The sequence below is a fragment of the Pseudomonas sp. St290 genome, assembly GCF_018325805.1.
GTDB classification, from domain to species: domain Bacteria; phylum Pseudomonadota; class Gammaproteobacteria; order Pseudomonadales; family Pseudomonadaceae; genus Aquipseudomonas; species Aquipseudomonas bijieensis.
Genome location: NZ_AP014703.1, coordinates 4,302,603 through 4,319,997, shown reverse-complemented (window position 1 = coordinate 4,319,997; position 17,395 = coordinate 4,302,603). Strand labels below are relative to the sequence as shown.

18 protein-coding genes are annotated in these 17,395 nt (G+C 62.0%); 8 read left to right on the top strand and 10 right to left on the bottom strand.

What is annotated here, in order from left to right:
- Positions 1-448: 448 nt before the first annotated feature.
- The 3 genes from PBDP_RS18720 to PBDP_RS18710 all read right to left on the bottom strand — a co-directional run bounded on the left by PBDP_RS18720 (position 449) and on the right by PBDP_RS18710 (position 3,131).
- On the bottom strand, positions 449-829 hold the full coding sequence (locus PBDP_RS18720; protein ID WP_109755517.1) for a RidA family protein: 381 nt from the start codon (positions 827-829) through the stop codon (positions 449-451).
- 108 nt (positions 830-937) lie between these two features.
- Positions 938-1,618 carry an SOS response-associated peptidase family protein gene (locus PBDP_RS18715; protein WP_116832831.1) on the bottom strand — a complete coding sequence of 227 codons (681 nt, stop codon included), beginning with the start codon at positions 1,616-1,618 and terminating at the stop codon, positions 938-940.
- A gap of 559 nt (positions 1,619-2,177) precedes the next feature.
- Positions 2,178-3,131 carry a LysR family transcriptional regulator gene (locus tag PBDP_RS18710; protein ID WP_109755515.1) on the bottom strand — a complete coding sequence of 318 codons (954 nt, stop codon included), beginning with the start codon at positions 3,129-3,131 and terminating at the stop codon, positions 2,178-2,180.
- A gap of 100 nt (positions 3,132-3,231) precedes the next feature.
- Here PBDP_RS18710 and PBDP_RS18705 point away from each other — a divergent pair, with 100 nt between their 5' ends.
- Entirely contained in the window at positions 3,232-4,095 is an 864-nt protein-coding gene (locus tag PBDP_RS18705) for an aldo/keto reductase family oxidoreductase (protein WP_212801140.1), read from the top strand.
- Here the strand turns inward: PBDP_RS18705 and PBDP_RS18700 are convergent.
- Positions 4,092-4,874, bottom strand: coding sequence for an MBL fold metallo-hydrolase (locus tag PBDP_RS18700; protein ID WP_212801139.1), 783 nt, complete (start codon positions 4,872-4,874; stop codon positions 4,092-4,094). The two genes, PBDP_RS18705 and PBDP_RS18700, sit on opposite strands and share 4 nt — an antisense overlap.
- 91 nt (positions 4,875-4,965) lie before the next feature.
- Between PBDP_RS18700 and PBDP_RS18695 the strand changes: the two genes are divergently transcribed.
- Entirely contained in the window at positions 4,966-5,934 is a 969-nt protein-coding gene (locus PBDP_RS18695) for a GlxA family transcriptional regulator (RefSeq protein ID WP_212801138.1), read from the top strand.
- Between the two features lie 6 nt (positions 5,935-5,940).
- On the opposite strand, the gene kefC is transcribed toward PBDP_RS18695, so the two are convergent.
- From kefC to PBDP_RS18675, 4 genes are all read right to left on the bottom strand, one after another.
- Positions 5,941-7,767: a glutathione-regulated potassium-efflux system protein KefC gene (kefC, locus tag PBDP_RS18690; RefSeq protein WP_109755511.1), complete on the bottom strand. Its 1,827-nt coding sequence runs from the start codon at positions 7,765-7,767 to the stop codon at positions 5,941-5,943.
- Between the two features lies 1 nt (position 7,768).
- Positions 7,769-8,290 (bottom strand): glutathione-regulated potassium-efflux system oxidoreductase KefF, encoded by a 522-nt coding sequence (gene kefF, locus PBDP_RS18685; RefSeq protein ID WP_109755510.1) that lies wholly within the window; start codon positions 8,288-8,290, stop codon positions 7,769-7,771.
- 179 nt (positions 8,291-8,469) lie between these two features.
- Positions 8,470-9,804 (bottom strand): ATP-binding protein, encoded by a 1,335-nt coding sequence (locus PBDP_RS18680; protein ID WP_116832826.1) that lies wholly within the window; start codon positions 9,802-9,804, stop codon positions 8,470-8,472.
- Entirely contained in the window at positions 9,801-10,511 is a 711-nt protein-coding gene (locus PBDP_RS18675) for a response regulator (protein ID WP_109755637.1), read from the bottom strand. Before PBDP_RS18675 ends, PBDP_RS18680 begins: the two co-directional genes overlap by 4 nt.
- Positions 10,512-10,796: 285 nt before the next feature.
- Here PBDP_RS18675 and PBDP_RS18670 point away from each other — a divergent pair, with 285 nt between their 5' ends.
- From PBDP_RS18670 to PBDP_RS18655, 4 genes are all read left to right on the top strand, one after another.
- On the top strand, positions 10,797-11,585 hold the full coding sequence (locus tag PBDP_RS18670; protein ID WP_109755508.1) for an MlaA family lipoprotein: 789 nt from the start codon (positions 10,797-10,799) through the stop codon (positions 11,583-11,585).
- Positions 11,578-11,814 (top strand): hypothetical protein, encoded by a 237-nt coding sequence (locus PBDP_RS18665; RefSeq protein ID WP_109755636.1) that lies wholly within the window; start codon positions 11,578-11,580, stop codon positions 11,812-11,814. The genes PBDP_RS18670 and PBDP_RS18665 overlap by 8 nt, the downstream gene beginning before the upstream one ends.
- 153 nt (positions 11,815-11,967) lie before the next feature.
- Positions 11,968-13,269 (top strand): Nramp family divalent metal transporter, encoded by a 1,302-nt coding sequence (locus PBDP_RS18660; protein WP_109755507.1) that lies wholly within the window; start codon positions 11,968-11,970, stop codon positions 13,267-13,269.
- A gap of 69 nt (positions 13,270-13,338) precedes the next feature.
- Positions 13,339-13,818: a VOC family protein gene (locus PBDP_RS18655; RefSeq protein WP_212801137.1), complete on the top strand. Its 480-nt coding sequence runs from the start codon at positions 13,339-13,341 to the stop codon at positions 13,816-13,818.
- Positions 13,819-14,034: 216 nt separating this feature from the next.
- On the opposite strand, the gene PBDP_RS18650 is transcribed toward PBDP_RS18655, so the two are convergent.
- A complete protein-coding gene (locus PBDP_RS18650; RefSeq protein WP_212801136.1) occupies positions 14,035-14,436 on the bottom strand; it encodes a RidA family protein in 402 nt (133 codons plus the stop codon).
- A gap of 131 nt (positions 14,437-14,567) precedes the next feature.
- On the opposite strand from PBDP_RS18650, the gene PBDP_RS18645 reads away from it, so the two are divergent.
- Both PBDP_RS18645 and PBDP_RS18640 read left to right on the top strand, forming a co-directional pair.
- Positions 14,568-15,494, top strand: coding sequence for a LysR family transcriptional regulator (locus PBDP_RS18645; protein WP_163857980.1), 927 nt, complete (start codon positions 14,568-14,570; stop codon positions 15,492-15,494).
- 33 nt (positions 15,495-15,527) lie between these two features.
- Positions 15,528-15,920, top strand: a complete 393-nt coding sequence (locus tag PBDP_RS18640) for a GFA family protein (RefSeq protein WP_109755503.1) — start codon at positions 15,528-15,530, stop codon at positions 15,918-15,920.
- A gap of 5 nt (positions 15,921-15,925) precedes the next feature.
- Here the strand turns inward: PBDP_RS18640 and PBDP_RS18635 are convergent, their stop codons facing one another.
- Complete coding sequence (locus PBDP_RS18635; protein WP_212801135.1) at positions 15,926-17,374, bottom strand: aldehyde dehydrogenase family protein; 1,449 nt, start codon at positions 17,372-17,374, stop codon at positions 15,926-15,928.
- Between the last annotated feature and the right edge of the window lie 21 nt (positions 17,375-17,395).

Genomic DNA, 17,395 nt, shown 5'->3' with positions numbered 1-17,395 from the left:
TACCTGGCAACCCGGCGCGTCCGAGAACGCCCTGCGCATGACCACCATAAAACAGAGGACGTAGAAGTCCCTTGCATCAGGATGTATGTGCGCCAGGAAAACCGGGCTACCAAACCCGATCGCTGATTCGTCAGCGACCCGGAAACGATAGAGCCCACCCCCTAGACGCACAAGCCGGCGGATTCTGGCGCAGTTGTAGGGAATGGCGCAAGACAACGTAGCCCGAACCCGAACGATCCTACATCGGGATAAACAAGGTCCCCTGCTGGACTGGGAGCCTGGGTTAACAAAACACCCGTGGCGAGGGAGCTTGCTCCCGCTGGGTGGCGAAGCCGCCCCAAAAAAATCTGCGTTGAAACAAAAAACCGGGGCCTGCTGCGCAGTCCAGCGGGAGCAAGCTCCCTCGCCACAAAAGCGCTTACTCAGGCCAACAGAGCAATGTGCCTGTTCAGCCCTTCGCCGCCATCGCCGTCACTTCCACTTTCATCCCCTCGACCGCCAGCGCGGCCACGCCCACCGCTGCACGAACCGGCCAAGGCTTGGCGAAGAAGCGTTTGTAAACCTCGTTGAAAGCGGCGCGATCCGCCATGTCGGTCAGATAGATGGTCAGGTGCAGGACTCGGTCCATGGAACTGCCGGCGCGCTCCAGGGCGGTCTTGAGGGCTTGCAGTGTGCATTCGCTCTGCAGCGCGATATCGCCCAGTTCCAGGCTGCCATCGGCGTGGGTGGGGATTTGCGTGGAAACCAGCAGGCCGCCGAAGCCGGCGACGTCGGAGGAAATGGAATCCGCATCCGGATCTGGAACGAACGTGATGTCTGGGTTGCTCATGCAAAGCCTCATGCTGGAAAAGAAAAAGGAGCGCCGCAGTTTACCGTCCATTGTTGCGCCGTTCCTGCATTCCTTTATCCGTGCGCTTGCCGCCCGCTGTTCCCAGCATTAAAGCCTCTGGGCCGGACGTTGGGCTGTCACTGCCGGTTCAAGGGGCGGTTGCGCGCCGTTCAGGCGTGCGGCCAGTCGCTGTGCCTGCTCCCAGCCCAGCTCGGGCGCCAGCCAGTCGAGTGCATCTTCGGCACTGAAAGCCAGTACCCGCTGCTGTTGACTGGCGATGTCGCCATACGTCACCAGGGCCAGGCCGTCACAGCCAAACGGGGTCTCGCTGGCCTGGGCCAGGGCGGCCAGGAAGATCGGGGTCGATTGCCGGTCGGTCGTGTAGGTGAGCTGTTGCGCCTGAGAGGGTGAGGCGGGGGGCTGCGACTCATACCAGCCCTCCACGGCGACCAGTACGCGGCCTTCGTGCTTGATGGGATCGAAGACTTTGGAACGCATGACCAGATGCAAGGGCAGATGCGTGAGCGGCGGCATCGTTCCCACCGACCAGATCGGCGACCAGCCCCAGCGAACCTTGATGCACTCCAAGTGCCCACCGCGCCGGCGAATGGCGCTGACCTGCATGCCTGGCTTGATCAGGGCATGCCGCTCCTGAGGCTTGGGCGGCGTTGTCACGCACAGCTCCAAGGGCGTCACGAGGGTAGCGAAACGGTTGCCGGGCGTATCTCGATGGGCGAAATACGCCAGGGAGTCTTTTGAAGAAACGTGTTGAACAAGACTGTCACACATAACGAAAACTCCCGGCAGTGAAACGCAAAGAAGCCTTGATCTACCCGCTGTTCAAGGCATGACGTCGAAGCGCATCAGGTGGCTTTCAGCGGTGTCATGTAGGTCCGAACCGTGGCGAAACGCTTGGTTCGAAAATCCTCGCGGCGGGGAGACGAGCGGGCCATTGGGGTCAATGCACGACCGCCATCGCGAGCGGGCTCGCTCCCACAATGGATTTGTGGTGGGGCGGGATTTTCAGCTACACAGCCGAACTCTTGTGGGAGCGAGCCTGCTCGCGATAGCGGAGTGTCAGCTTGCGCAGAGGTTGGCTGTGCCGACGCCATCGCGAGCGGGCTCGCTCCCACAATGGATTGTGGTGGGGCGGGATTTTCAGCTACACAGCCGAACCCTTGTGGGAGCGAGCTTGCTCGCGATAGCGGTGTATCAGCTGGCGGGGAGGTTGGCCGTGCTGACGCTTTCGCGAGCAAGCCCGCTCCCACAATGGATTTGTGGCGGTGCGGGATTTTCAACTACACCGCCGAACCCTTGTGGGAGCGAGCCTGCTCGCGATAGCGGTGTATCAGCTTGCGGGGCGGTTGGCCGTGCCGACGTCCTCGCGGACAGACTCGCTCCCATACCGTTGTGCATTGATGAAGTCCACGAAAGCCCTCAACGGCGAGGGCAGGTAGCGACGGCCGGGGTAGTAGAGGAATGGCCCGGTGAAGCGCTGCCACCAGGGTTCGAGTACCGGTTCGAGGGCGCCGCTGTCCAGGTAGGGCCGTAGCCAGTCCTCGAACAGGTAGACGATCCCTAACCCGTCCACTGCAGCTTGCACCGACAGGTCCACTGCGCCGCCGATCCTGACAATCAACGGACCGCTCGGGTCGACGCTGATGGTTTCGCCGTCACGTTCATACTCCCAGAGCGGCATCGCGCCACTGGGGAATTTACCCCGCAGGCAGGCGTGCTTGAGCAGATCCCGAGGGTGTTCGGGGCGCCCCCTGGCGTCGAGGTACGCCGGGGATGCGGCGGTTGCGAAGCGCTGAAACCGTGGGCCGATGGGGAGGGCGATCATGTCCTGCTCCAGACGCTCGTCGTAGCGAATACCGGCGTCACAACCGGCGGCGAGCATGTCGACGAAGCTCTCTTCGGCGATCACCTCCAGGCGGATGTCGGGATAGCTTTGCAAAAACGGCGTGATGAGCGCCGGCAACACCAGGCGGGCGGCGCTGACCGGCACGTTCAGCCGGAGGGTGCCGGAAGGACGGTCGCGAAAATCGTTGACCACGTCCATCGCCGCCTCGACTTCGCCCAGGGCCGGGACGATGCGTTCCATCAACCGCGCACCGGCCTCGGTCGGCACCACGCTGCGGGTGGTGCGGTTGAGCAGGCGCACGCCGAGCCGGCTTTCCATCCGGCGTACGGCATCGCTGAGGCTCGAGGCAGACTTACCGCTCATCCGCGCGCCTTCACGAAAGCCCCCCGCATTGACCACGGCCACGAAGGCCAGCAAGTCTTGAATATCCGTCGCCATTGTTCTCTCCGTCGTACAGCCCGTGCTGATTGCACCTGATTATCAATGAAGTGGTCAACGCCTATAGTCGGCCCACTTACATTGATCCGAGGGGCACGAGATGAACATTGCAGGCAAGGCAGGCACCTTTTCACTGGGTGATCGCACGATCAATCGCATGGGCTATGGCGCGATGCAGTTGGCGGGGCCCCAGGTCTTCGGGCCGCCGAAAGATCCGGCGGCCGCCATCGCCGTGCTGCGCGAAGCAGTGGCGAACGGGGTCAACCACATCGACACCGCGGATTTCTACGGGCCCCATGTCACCAACCAGTTGATCCGCGAAGCGCTGCACCCTTACGCCAAGGATCTGGTCATCGTGACCAAGGTCGGTGCCGTTCGCGGTGCCGATGCGTCCTGGAACCCGGCCCACAGCCCCGCCGAGCTGACTCGGGCGGTCCACGACAACCTGCGCAACTTGGGCGTGGAGGTCCTGGACGTAGTCAACCTGCGGGTGTGGGGCGATCTGCATTCGCCCTCGGAGGCTTCCATCGAGGAATCGTTCACGACACTGGCCGAGTTGCAGCGCCAGGGGCTCATCCGCCACCTGGGCCTGAGCAATGTCACGGCCGCGCAGGTCAAGCAGGCCCAGGGCATTGCCAAGGTGGTCTGCGTGCAGAACCACTACAACCTGACCCATCGCGACGACGAACAACTCATCGCTGACCTCGGTCGGCAGGGCATCGCCTACGTGCCGTTCTTCCCGCTGGGCGGCTTCACACCGCTGCAATCGGAAACCCTTTCCAGCGTGGCGGCGCGCTTGCAGGCGTCACCGCTGTGTGTGGCCCTGGCGTGGTTGCTGCAACGGGCGCCGAACATCCTGCTGATTCCCGGCACATCGTCCCTGGCGCACCTGCGGGAAAACCTCACGGCCAGTGAGCTGAAGATCCCTGCGCCGCTGCTCGCCGAGCTGGACGCACTGGTCTAGGCCGCCTGGAAAATCAATGTCTCGCCATCTTCCGGTATCAACAACCGGTCTCCGACACCGGCCCTCGCGGCGGCTTCGGCGAGGGCCTTGCGGGTCGTCGGGCAGTGGCTGATCGCTTCCAGGTGATTGGCCACCACGGTCCCGTGGGATAGGCGGGTGAATTCCAGCGTCTCGTCGATGCCCATGATGATGTCGCCGCCCACATCGAAGCGGGCCCCGCCTGCCGGGACCACGCTGACCTGCGGTTGGTGGCGCAGGACGAATTCGCACACGGTGGGGGTGAGTACAGTGTCGCCGCTGAGGTAGACGCTTGGCTCCCCGGGCAGCTCGATCAGGTAGCCGACGCCGTGCTCCATCAACTTGCCCACCAGGCCCAGCCCATGGGTGCAGCGGACGGAGCGGATGGTGCCGCCCAGGAATGAGTGGGGTTGGTCATGTGCCAGGGCAAGCGCCTGGACATTCAAGCCCCGCCTGGCGAGGTACGGGGCGTCATGGGGTGTGCAGATGACCGGGATCTGTTTTTCCCTCAGCCATCGCTTGGCCGCGCCGTCCAGATGGTCGAAATGGCCTTTCTGGCAGTGGGTGATCAGGCAATAGGTGACAGCCTCAAGGTCCTTCGCTGTGCAAGCCGGAAGCTCCACCAGCGGATTGCGCTGCGTGGCACCGAACAGTCGAAGCGGCGGCAGCGTGCCCTTGGCAGCCAGCATCGGGTCGACGAGCACGCGATACGGGCCGAATTGAAGAATGATCGTGGCGTTACGGATCTGCTGGATGTTCATGAGACGTTCCTGTTGAGCGAGCGCTTCATGGTGCCGCTCCGGTCCCGTGTGCATAATGGCCGGATCTGACATCTTTGATTCGTTTCAAGCCATGACCAGAAAAATCCGAATCGGTCTGCTTCTGTTTCCCGGCTGCATGCCCGCCGGCCTGTTTGCCTTCGCCGATCTGCTGCATGCCGCTAACCGCAGAAGAGGGCTGACGTTGTTCGAGGCACGCTACATCGCGTTGCAAGCCGGGCCGGTGGTGTGTGCCCATGGCGTGACCCTGCACGCGGAAGCGGCCCTGGGCAGCATTGCGCTGGATGCTGTCCTGGTTCCCGGCTTCTGGGCCGAATCGGCCGAGCAGGTGAATGCGCTGCTGGTTGATCAAACGGCTCTCGTGAGCGCGCTGTCCAAGCTTGCCCGAACGCTGCGGCTCTGGTCCTATTGCACCGGCGTCTGCCTGCTGGCCGCCAGTGGTCGCCTGGACGGGCAGGGCGCGACGGTGACCTGGTGGCTGGCGCAAGCGATGCAGCAGCAGTATCGAAAAGTCCTTTGGCAAAGCGAGCAAAACTGCGTGTTCAACGAACACACGGCGACCGCGTCCGGAGTGAACGGCTACCTGCCCATCGCCGAAAAACTCATCGAACGCAGCGTCAGCAGCGACGTGCTGCGGGACATTACCCGGCTCATGGTGCTGCCGCGCCCGGCCATTGCCCATGGAGCGTTCCAAGGCAGTGCGCTGATCGAGCAACCCAGCGGATGGCTGCGGCAGTTGCATGGCTTGATCGAACAGATGCCGGCCGAGCGGATCACCGTTCAGGCGCTGGCAAGCGAGCTGGCGGTGTCCGAGCGTACCTTGGCACGCAAGGTCAGCCGTGAAACGGGCCAGGCGGTCGCGACCTATGCCCGGCGCATCAAGTTGAACCAGGTCAGCGAACGCCTGACGTTGACGGCGCAGTCCCTTGCCAGCATCGGCGCCGAGCTGGGTTTCAGCAGCAGCTCCAACTTGCAGCGCATGTTCAAGGCGCTGACCGGGCTGACGCCGGTGCAATACCGGCGCAAGTTCGGGCGTGTATGACGCCGGTCAACTCGGCGTCTTGTCGGTTTCGTTGCGATGATGTTCCGGCCAACTGTCGACGGGGTGGGCACGGTCTTCGTTGAACATCTCCGTGAGTAGCGCATTGGCGCGGCGGTAGGCGTCATGGCGGAACTTGAGGTCGTCTTCCGGCTGGGCGACGATTTCCTCCAGCATCTTGAGGTTCAGCCGCCGGAACTGATCCGCCCGTTCGCGCGCTTCGTAAGCCCCGACGCCCATGCGCTCCAGGGCACTGCGACCCAATGACAGCGCGCTCTCGAAAGTTTCCCGTTCGGCCGCTTCCACGCCCATCTGCCGCAGGGTAATGAGGTGTCCCATGTCCCGCGCCCGCACGATCAACTGCAATGCGGGGAAGTGCTCCTGGGCCAGCCGGGTCAGCGTCAGGTTGTCTTCCTGATTGTCGATCGCATTGATCAGCACCACCGCTTGAGCCGCGCCGGCGGCGTGCAACAGATCGAGGCGCGTGGCATCGCCATAAAAGACTTTCACGCCGAACTTGCGCAGCGTCTCGATGTTGTCAGGGTCGTGATCCAGTACCACCACCTCGACGCCGCAGGACATCAGCAGGCGTCCGGCGATCTGCCCGAAGCGGCCGAACCCGGCGATGATCACCCGTGGGTTCTGCTGGTCGACGAGGTCGGATTCGCGCTGGTTTTTCCGGGTGACGGACTCGAAGCGATCCAGCAGCAGAATCAGCAAGGGCGTCAGGCACATGGACAAGGCCACCGCCAGGGTCAGGCTCTTGCCCCATTGATCGGTCAGGATGCCGGCCACGGTCGCCGCGCCAAACACGACGAAGGCGAACTCGCTGCCCTGGCCCAGCAACACCGCCTGCCAGGAGCGCTGGCCGGCGGGGACGTTGAGGAACCGGCCCGCCAGCTTGATCACCAGCAGCTTGATCAGGATGAAACCCAGGGTCAGGGTGATCACTTTGAGCGGTGCGTTGACCAGCGTGCCGAAATCGATCGACATGCCGACGCCGATGAAAAACAGACCCAACAGCAGGCCCTTGAACGGCTCGATGTCGCTTTCCAGCGCATGGCGGTATTCGGAGCTGGCCAGCAGCACCCCGGCGAGGAACGCGCCCATGGCCATCGACAACCCAGCTTCCTCCAGCAGGAAGCCGAAGCCGAACACCAGGAATAGCGCGACGGCACTGAAAATCTCCCGCAGGCCTGAGCGGGCGGCGAAGCGCAGCAGCGGTCGCGTCACGTAGCGACCCAACAGCACGACGATGGCGATGGCAGCGACGATTTTGCCAATCGATAGCAACAGCGCGGTGCCCGAAGGGGTGTCGCCGTGGGCCGACAACAGCGGAATCATCGCCACCAGCGGAATCGCCGCGATGTCCTGGAACAGCAGCACGGCAAAGCTGCTGCGCCCGACGGCGGTGGCGGTCAGGTTGCGTTCGCTCATGGCCTGCATGGCGATGGCCGTGGAGGACAGGCTCAGGGTCAGGCCGACCAGCAGCGCCGCCGTCCAGTTCAGGCCCAGGGCCGTACAGAACAAGCCAATGGCAGCGCCACAGGCGAGCATCTGCAGGGCACCGCCACCAAACACCATCCGGCGCAGGGCCCAGAGCCGTTTGGGGTCGAGTTCAAGGCCGATAATGAACAGCATCAGGACCACGCCGATTTCAGCGAACTCCAGGATCGCCTTGACGTCGGTAATCAGCTTCAGCCCCCACGGGCCGATGATGCACCCGGCCAGTAGATAACCCAGCACCGGGCCCAGGCCAAATCGAACGGCAATCGGGACGATCAGCGTCGCCGAGGCCAGGTAGATGAGCATTTCAATCAGGCTGTGAGTCTCCATTTCAATCTTCCTTCCAGGCGGCCAGGCGAGCGCCATAGTGTTCGATTTGTGCATGTTGGGCGTCAGGGTCGGCGGCATAGGCGCCATGCACGACCACCGGTTCCAACCAGCGCATGCCGCAGTAAATGGCCGTGGCGTGGAGGGGTTGGGCCAACGCGGTAAAACCTGGGTAGTCGCCGATCGCAAAATGCGCTTGATCGCCACCGGTGGTGACGGCCCACAGCAGGCGCTTGTCTTTGAGGGCGACGGCGCCTTTGCCGTAGGCCCAGCCGTGGGTGAAGACTTTATCGATCCACAGTTTCAGCAGGGGCGGGGTGCTGTACCAATACATCGGGTGCTGGAGCACCACAAGATCGGCTTGTTCCACCGCATGCTGTTCCGCCTCGACGTCGATATCGAAATTGGGATAGAGCTCGTAGAGCGAACGTATAACCACGTCCGGGTTGTTCGACACTCGCTTGAGCATCAACTGGTTGACCCGCGATTTATCGGGGTAGGGGTGCGCATAAATGATAAGAATCATCGGTGAATTCCTTGGTTTGGCTCCGCCGATCCTTGTCTGTCGTGAACGCGAGCGATGGTATTGAGTCGAGCGATGTAAACAAAAGCGCCTTCCCGGGGCAGCGTCGAGGCCGGAAAGGCCGGACATCCTACCGAGGAAGGCGCTGATTGTTTAGAGCGGATCGATACATCGGGGGGGCTTCAGTCAAGCGGTAGCGAGACCCTGGCCTCCAACCCGCCATCCCGACGGTTGCTCAAGGTCAGTGTCCCGCCATGCTCCAGCACCGTCGCCCGGGCCGCCGACAGGCCCAGCCCGACGCCGCCGGTGTGCTTGTTGCGAGAGCCTTCGATGCGAAAGAACGGCGCGAAGACCTGCTCAAGGTATTGGGCGTCGATGCCGGGCCCGCGGTCCAGGATGCGAATGTCCACACGGTGGGCGTCGGCTTCGAGGCGAACCGTCGGCTCGCCGCCATATTTGATCGCGTTGTCGATCAGGTTGACCAATGCACGCTTGATGCCGATGGGCCGGCCGACATAAACCAGGCGCTGGGTGCCTTCGAACCCAACCTCGGTGCCGGCGTCCTTGAGGTCATCGACGATGGTGTGCAGCAGCTCGGCCAGGTCGAACGCGGTGGCATGTTCAAGCCGGGCATCGTCGCGGAAGAACTCCAGGGCTGAATTGATCATCGCCTGCATTTCGTCGACGTCCCTGAACAGCCGGGATTGCTGCTCGGCATCCTCGATGAACTCGCCACGCAGGCGCATGCGGGTCAAGGGCGTGCGCAGGTCGTGGGAGATGGCGGCGAGCATCTGGGTGCGGTCCTCGATGAAGTGCTTTAGCTGGGCCTGCATGGCATTGAAGGCGAGGATCGCCTGGCGGATTTCATGGGGGCCGACGACGGGAATAGGCGGTGCCTTGTGATCCACGCCGAAGCGCCTGGCGCCCTCGGCAAAGCGTTGCAAGGGCGCTGCCAGGTGTCGCGTGGCGATCAGCGCGACGATAATCGTCGACACCAGGATCAGCGCCAGCATGATCAGGTTGCGCTTCCATTCCTCCAGCCCCCAACTGCGCGCAGGCAGAGAAAACATGACCCACGAGTGGTCGGTCAATTCGATCATCGCGGCGTAGCGTGCGCCGGGCTGGCCGGTGGGCCAGTCGCTCGGCTCATAGCCCTCGATCCTCGCGTCGGGCCGGCCCAACTGTTGGCGCAAGCGCAGTGCGCCATCGCTGTATTCGGGGTCGTCGATCACTGGCAGCTTGGCTTCTTCATGGCGTTGGAGCCATTGTGTGTTGAAGATCGGGTCACTGGCTGTCCTGGCAATCGTGGGCCGCTGCTCGGGCGTTGCCGAGTCGATGATGCGGGTGATGGCGGCGATCTTTTCAATCAGACCGGTTTCCATCAGGGGAGGGCGGGCCCAGGCATCAGTCAGTTGACTGAACAGCGCGTTCAGGGCCAGCAACGTGAGCATGGCAACCAGGGTGGTCAGGGCGATCCAGCGCGCCAGCGTATCCCATGGCCGTCGAGTGCATTTCATCGCTTCACCACATGGGGGCTGAACAGGTAGCCGCTGTTGCGCACGGTGCGGATCATCGACGCACCGGTGAGGTCGGTCTCCAACTTGCGTCGCAAGCGGCTGACCTGGACATCGATGCTGCGGTCGAACGCCTCGAAGGTTTCGCCGCGCGCCAGGTCCAGCAACTGCTGGCGGGTCAGCACCCGGCGCGGGTGTTCGACAAAGACCAGCAGCAGTTCGAATTCTCCGGCGGACAGCGGGATCATGACCTTGTCCGGCGAGCGCAGTTCGCGCCGGGTGACGTCCAGCTGCCAGTTTTCGAACTCCAGGATGGGCCGGGATGAGTCGCTCAACGTCTCCCTGGCTTCTCCGGTGCGCCGGAGCACGGCACGTACCCGGGCCAATAGCTCCCGGGCGTCGAAGGGCTTGGTCAGGTAATCGTCCGCCCCCAGCTCCAGACCGACGACGCGGTCACTCAATTCGCCCATGGCGGTGAGCATGATGATGGCGACCCTGTGCTCGGTTCGCAGTCGTTGGCAGAGCACCAGACCGTTGTCGCCCGGCAGCATGACGTCGAGGATGATGAGGTCCGGCACCCGACGCTCCACCGCCTGCCACAAGGCGTTGCCGTCGGCGGCCACATCCACGCTATAGCCATGTTGTTCGAGGAACTTGCGCAAGAGGGCGAGGACTTCGAGGTCATCGTCCACCAGTAATAAATGGCTCACGGTGGGCACGCAGAGTAATGAATACAGGAGGGGATACTAGGGTCAATCCGGGGCCTGCGTCATATATTTCAATCCGGCAATAAAGTTGCCGGCGGGCAATGTTCTGGAAATCTGCGGGCAAAAAAACAGCGGCAGGATGGCCTTTGATGTCGGTCAGTTAAAAAGTAGTCGGTCCTATACAGAACCTGTGGCGAGGGGATTTATCCCCTCGCCACAAGAGCTGTGTCCGGCATCGGTTCTTTAGTTGACCGGTATCGCCTCCATTCCTCGCCGAGATAACCCTGTATGCCGATCACCAAACCCGCCCCATTGTTTGTTCGATCCACCGTTGTAGTTGTTTTGACGGCACTCGCCAGCGGTTGCTCCAGCACGCCGGCTGCAAAACCAGGCTCGTGTGAAAGCGCGAATTACACCGTTCACGATCCTGCGGAACCGGTCAACCGCGGCATCTTCGCGTTCAACCGAACCGTGGATGACTATGCGCTGGCCCCGGTTGCCCGTGGTTATCGCAAGCTGCCGGAGACGTTCCAGGCCGGCGTCCACAACTTCGTGGCGAACTTCGGCGAGCCCAAGGTGTTCATCAACGACCTGCTACAAGGCAACGCCCAACGCTCGGTCAACACACTGGGCCGTTTCGTCATCAACACCACGGCGGGTATCGTCGGGTTGATCGACGTGTCGGGCAAGCTGGGCATCGAGCGCCACAAGGCCGATTTCGGCCAGACCTTCGGCGTCTGGAACGTCGCGCCCGGGCCGATCGTGGAGCTGCCGTTGCTGGGCAGCGCCAACCTGAGGGACGCCACGGGCGAAGTGCTGAGTTTCGCCGTCGACCCGTTCGGCGACAACAGCAGCACTGTCGAGACCCTGGGCACGATCAACACCGTCGGCGGCGTTGTCGATGGCCGCGCCGAGGCATTGCCTCTGACAGACCAGTTGCAGGCCGAACCGGATTACTACGTGGCGCTTCGCGATGCAACGGCGCAGCGGCGTGCCGATTTTGTCGCACAGGGCAAGTTGGGGGCGGTCGTGCAGGATAACCCGCAATGCGAGAATGGAGCTGCCGCTGATGAGTAGCCAGGTGTTGGTGCTGCATCGACGGATGCGCTCGCCCGATGCGGATCTACTGCATTGCCGTGAGGTTGAACTGCAGTTGGCCGAGGATGGCCGCCATGTGCTGCTCAATCGTTACGTCGAGTTGTATCGCCATGAACATGTCAGTTGGTGCGCGATCCAGCAGCATCGGGTGCCGTTGGCGAGGATGGTGCGCTGGATGGTTGATAACGGCGAGCCGGTGGGGGCTTAGTGGCAATTTGCTTCTTAATACAGTGGTATCTCGGGAGCGGATGCCATGAAACATTTCTACATAATTACAGATTAATAATGGTTGTACGACGTCGTATCTAATGTGTTCGACTGTGGCCGTTTCTCACAAAAACAATAAACGGAGATTCCATCCATGACGAGCATTCCTTCCGCTGAAGGCCAGGCTGCGGCGCCCGTACAGGGCCGTTTCGTACGTCTGCTCAAGCTACTGGGCCCCGGTATCATTGCTGTTCTTTCCTGGCTGGGCGCTGGCGACCTGATCACATCTTCGGTGGCCGGGGCGAACTACGGCTACGCGATGATGTGGGTGCTGGCGGTCTCTCTTCTGCTGCGCTACCTGATCGTCAACATCATCGCGCGCTTCCAGCTTTGCAATAACCAGGGCATGACCATCCTGCAAGGTTATGCCCAGCTCAATCCGCTTTTCGCCTGGTTCCTGCTGGTGTATGCATTGCTCATGGGGCACTTGATGAATGCCTACATGATCAAGGGTGCTGGCGAAGCCTTGGCCATGTTGCTCAAGGTCGACTATCCACTGCTGTGTTCGGTGGCGGTGGTCTTGGCGGTATGGATGCTCGTGGGGCGCAATATCTACTCGATGATCGAAGGCGTGATGAAAGGCTTGCTGGCGATCATGACCCTGGCGTTCCTGGCCCTGGCGGTGATGTCCGGCCCGGATGTCGCCGGCATCGTCAAAGGCACCATCGGCTTCAGCATTCCGCCCGATGAAGGCGTGCACGGTGCGCTGCTGGTGGCTGTCTCGGTGATCGGTGCAGTGGCCGGCTCCATCGCCAACTTCGTCCATCCGTATGTCATGCGCCAGAAGGGCTGGGTAGGGCCTGAACACAAGCGTATCCAGCGTAACGACCTGCTGTTTGCGGTGTTTGTCGGGATCATCATCAACCTGGCGATCTGGATCGTCGGCGCGGAAATCCTGCGACCCAACGGCATCGAGGTCAAAACCCTGGGCGATCTGGGCAAGGCCCTGGAAATGTTCTTCGGCTCGATCGGTTGGTACGTGTTCTTTATCGGTGTGTTCGCCACGCTGTTCGCCAGCATCTCCGGCAAGACCACGGCGTTCCCGATGCTTATCACCGATGCCTTCCAACATGTGCGGCCCGGGCGCCGGGAGCGTTACGGCAAAGAGTTCCACCGTGACCCGATGCACAAATGGTTCATGTTGTTCATTCTCGTGACGCCACTGATCTGGTCGCTCCCCGGCATGCCGGACTTCGTCACGCTGACCATCGGTGTCAACGCGCTGAACATCGTCGGCTTGCCGGTGATTTCCCTGGGCCTGCTGATCATGTCCAACCAGAAATCCCTGCTGGGCAAGGAATACCGCAACAACCTGTTCGAGAACATCGCGCTGATGTTTGCCACCGGCCTGGCGTTGTGGGTTGCATTCCAGTTGGGTGTGGAGCTGTTCACCTGAGGGCTAGTCATCTGTAACTTTCGGGGGGACTGCTAGACTTTATCGTCCAGTCCCTTTCGGAGAGCCGGAATGAATAATAAAAACAGGATCTGTCTCTGGTACGACGGCACCGCCCAGGAAGCGGCAGAATTCTACGCAAGAATCTTTCCCGACAGCGCGGTGAACGCCATCCATCATGCTCCGGGCGATTATCCGTCGGGCAAGCAGGGCGATGTGATCACGGTGGAGTTCACGGTGATGGGCATCCCTTGCATCGGCCTCAATGGCGGGCCGGCATTCAAGCACAGCGAGGCTTTTTCATTCCAGATTGCAACCGAGGACCAGGCGGAAACGGACCGCTTGTGGAGTGCGATCATCGACAACGGCGGCGAGGCGAGCGTTTGCGGCTGGTGCAAGGACAAGTGGGGGCTGTCGTGGCAGATCAGCCCCCGCGTGCTGCTCGAAGCCGTCGCCAGCGCCGATAAAGCCGCCGCCAAGCGTGCCTTCGAGGCCATGATGACGATGACCAAGATCGACATTGCCGCGATTGAAGCAGCGATGAAAGGCTAGCCGGCGACCCACCTTAGATCCTTTGTGGGAGCGAGCCTGCTCGCGATGACGACAGCACAGCCAAACATTGATACAGACTGACCCACCGCTATCGCGAGCAGGCTCGCTCCCACATTGATTGCAGGGTGGGCTGAAGACTCGGCCTTACCGCCATTCCCTGTGGGAGCGAGCCTGCTCACGATGGCGGCGGCACAGCCAACATTGATGCAAGCTGACCTACAGGGTGTTTTCAGGCAACCTGGCAATCACCTTGATCTCGAACTGAAAACCATACAGCCACGTCACGCCCACCGCTGTCAGTGTCGGATGCGGTGCGTTGCCCCAGAACTCGGGCACGACGTTCCAGACCCGCTCGAAGGTCGACTGAGGATCGACCATGAAGACCGTGACGTCGACCACATCGTCAAAGCTGCAATCGGCGGCAGCCAGAATCGCCTTCAGGTTGGTGAACGCTTGCCGGACCTGAGCCTCCAGATCGGGCTCTGGCGAGCCATCTTCGTTGCTGCCGACTTGCCCCGAGACGAACAGAAAGCCATTGGACCGAATTGCCGGCGAGTAGCGATTGCGCTCATAAAGTGCCTGGCGTCCAGGCGGGAAAACCACATCGCGTTGTTTCATGAATACCTCCATCAAAGAGTGGGTTCCAAACGATGGATTCACTCTAGGGGCTTGTATCCACGCGATAAACGAGCAACCTTGGTGATCACTGTTTGTAGAATCCAAACAATCGGATCGACCCTGAGGCAGAAATGGATCGTTTTGATGCGATGCAAGCGTTCGTTCGAGTGGTGGAGGCGGGCAGCTTCACCAAGGCTGCTGACACCCTGCACATGAGCAAGACCACCGTGACCCAACTGGTGCAGCAGCTCGAGGCACGGTTGCGGGTCAAGTTGCTCAACCGCACCACGCGCAAGGTCAACGTCACCGCCGACGGCGCGGTTTATTACGAGCGGGTGATCCGGCTGTTGGCCGACATGGACGATGCCGAGACCAGCCTGTCCGGTGCGCAAGCACTGCCCCGGGGCCGGCTGCGGGTGGATGTGCCGAGCCCGCTGGCCGCTCTGATCCTGATACCGGCCTTGCCGGCGTTCTATGAGCGATACCCGGACATCCAGATCGACATGGGCGTCAGTGATCGTATCGTCGACTTGATCGATGAAAACGTCGATTGCGTGGTGCGCGGTGGTGAATTGAGGGATCAGTCGCTGGTCGCCCGACGCGTCGGCGATCTCGCCCTCGGCGTTTTCGCCGCCCCGAGTTACCTGGCACGGTTTGGCCTGCCCACGCATCCGCGAGAGCTGGAAGATTCGCACCATCGCACCGTTGGTTTCCTGTGGGCACGCACCGGCAAATCCTTGCCCTACGCCATGCGCCGTGACGGTGAGCTGCTTCACGTCAAAGGGCGCTACGCGTTGGCCATCGATGACGGCAACGCCTATCTCGCGGCCGGTTTGGCGGGGCTGGGCGTGCTCTGGTTGCCCGAGTACATGTCCCGGCGTCACCAGGGGCAAGGTGAGTTGGTGCCGCTGTTCGAAGACTGGCAGCTCGAGCCAATGCCGCTTTATCTGGCCTATCCCCCGAACCGCCACGTCAGTGCCAAGCTACGGGTGTTCATCGATTGGGTTGTGGAACTGATGGCGCAGCACGCGCCTATCATTGATCGACATGTATGGTGAAACCCGACTGGCCGGTTTTAGAGGAGACACACCATGGACCGATTCACTGGCGGCTGCCTGTGCGGCAACGTGCGTATCGAGGCCTCGGGGCGGCCGTATCGCGTTGGTCTCTGTCACTGCCTCGACTGTCGCAAGCATCACGGCGCGCTCTTCTACGCCGCAGCGGTGTTCCCCCAGGATGCGGTGACGATCGAGGGCGAAACACGGGATTACGCCGGGCGCTGTTTCTGCCCACGCTGTGGCTCGTCGGTGTTCGCCCGTACCGGCGACGAAATTGAAGTGAACCTGGGTACGCTGGATGCCCCCGATCAACTGATGCCCAGCTACGAAAGCTGGACCGTGCGCCGCGAGTCATGGCTGCCGACGTTTCCGTTCAGCCGACACTACGCCCATGATCGCGAGGGCACGGGGCGGTTCGAGGAGTAGGGCGCTCACTCGAAGCCGACTATCGCCTTGATCTCCAGATATTCCTCGAACCCGTGGACCCCATACTCACGACCATTGCCTGAGCGCTTGTAGCCGCCGAAGGGGGCCATCGGGTTCCACGCCGGGTAGTTCAGCAGCACTTGCCCTGCGCGGATACGCGACGCAACGGCACGTGCAAGATCAAGGTCCTGGCCCTGGACATGCGCCCCCAGCCCATAGACGGTGTCGTTGGCGATGGCGACGGCTTCATCCACGGTGTCATAGGGAATGATGCACAGCACCGGGCCGAAGATTTCTTCCTGGGCGATGCGCATGGCGCTGTCGACCTGCGAGAAAACCGTGGGGCGGGTGTAGAAGCCTTGTTCAAAACCCTCCGGGCGCCCTGGGCCACCGCAAACAAGCTTGGCACCCTCGTTCAAGCCCACTTCGATCATAACCTGCACGCGATTGAACTGGGCTTCGTTGGCGATGGGCCCGAGCACGGTTTCTTCCGATTGCGGATTGCCCACGACGATCGCGTTGGCGGTAGCGGCCGCCAACGCCTCGACTTCCGCCAAGCGGTTCCTGGGCACGATCATTCTGGTTGGCGCGCTGCATGATTGGCCGACGTTGCGAAACGCCGACATCACTCCTGGCGGCACGGCCTTGGCGAAGTCGGCGTCCGGCAACAGCACGTTTGGCGACTTGCCGCCCAACTCTTGCGTCACGCGTTTCACTGTCGGGGCGGCAGCCTGGGCCACCAGCGCTCCAGCGCGGTTCGAGCCGGTGATGGAGATCATGTCGATATCGGGATGCGCCGCCATGGCCGCGCCGACTTCGGCACCGCTGCCGTTCACCAGGTTGAAGACACCCGCCGGAAGGCCAGCGTCATGCACCAGTTGGGCGAAGAGCAAGGCGCTCAGGGGCGACAATTCGCTGGGTTTCAACACCACTGTGCAGCCAGCGGCAATCGCCGGGGCGACTTTGGCGGTGATTTGATACAGCGGCCAGTTCCACGGCGTGATGAGGCCGCAGACGCCAATGGGTTCGCGTTGAATGGCGGTACCATTCTCGACGTTCTGGAAGCGATAGGTGGACAACACGTCACGGGCCACCCGTACGTGTTCAGCCGCCAGCGGCACTTGCATGGCCCGGGCGAAGCTGATGGCCGCGCCCATTTCCAGCGAGAGTGCTTGGGCCAATGCTTCTTTGCGCTCAAGGATCAGTTCATGGATCTTTCCAAGGACCGCCACGCGGGCATCCACCGAAGTTGCCGACCAGCCGGGAAACGCTGCGCGAGCCGCCGCCACGGCCCGCTCAACGTCCTCGCTTGAGCCCTGGGCGACTTCAGTGATGACGGCCTCGGTAGCTGGATTGACCACCGCCAGGGTGGCCGGATGGGCCGGAGGCTGCCAACCGCCATTGATATAAAACTGCCGGGACGTAGGCGGATTGTTCGAGAATTGGGTGGTCATCCAACGGGCTCCCATAGAGCG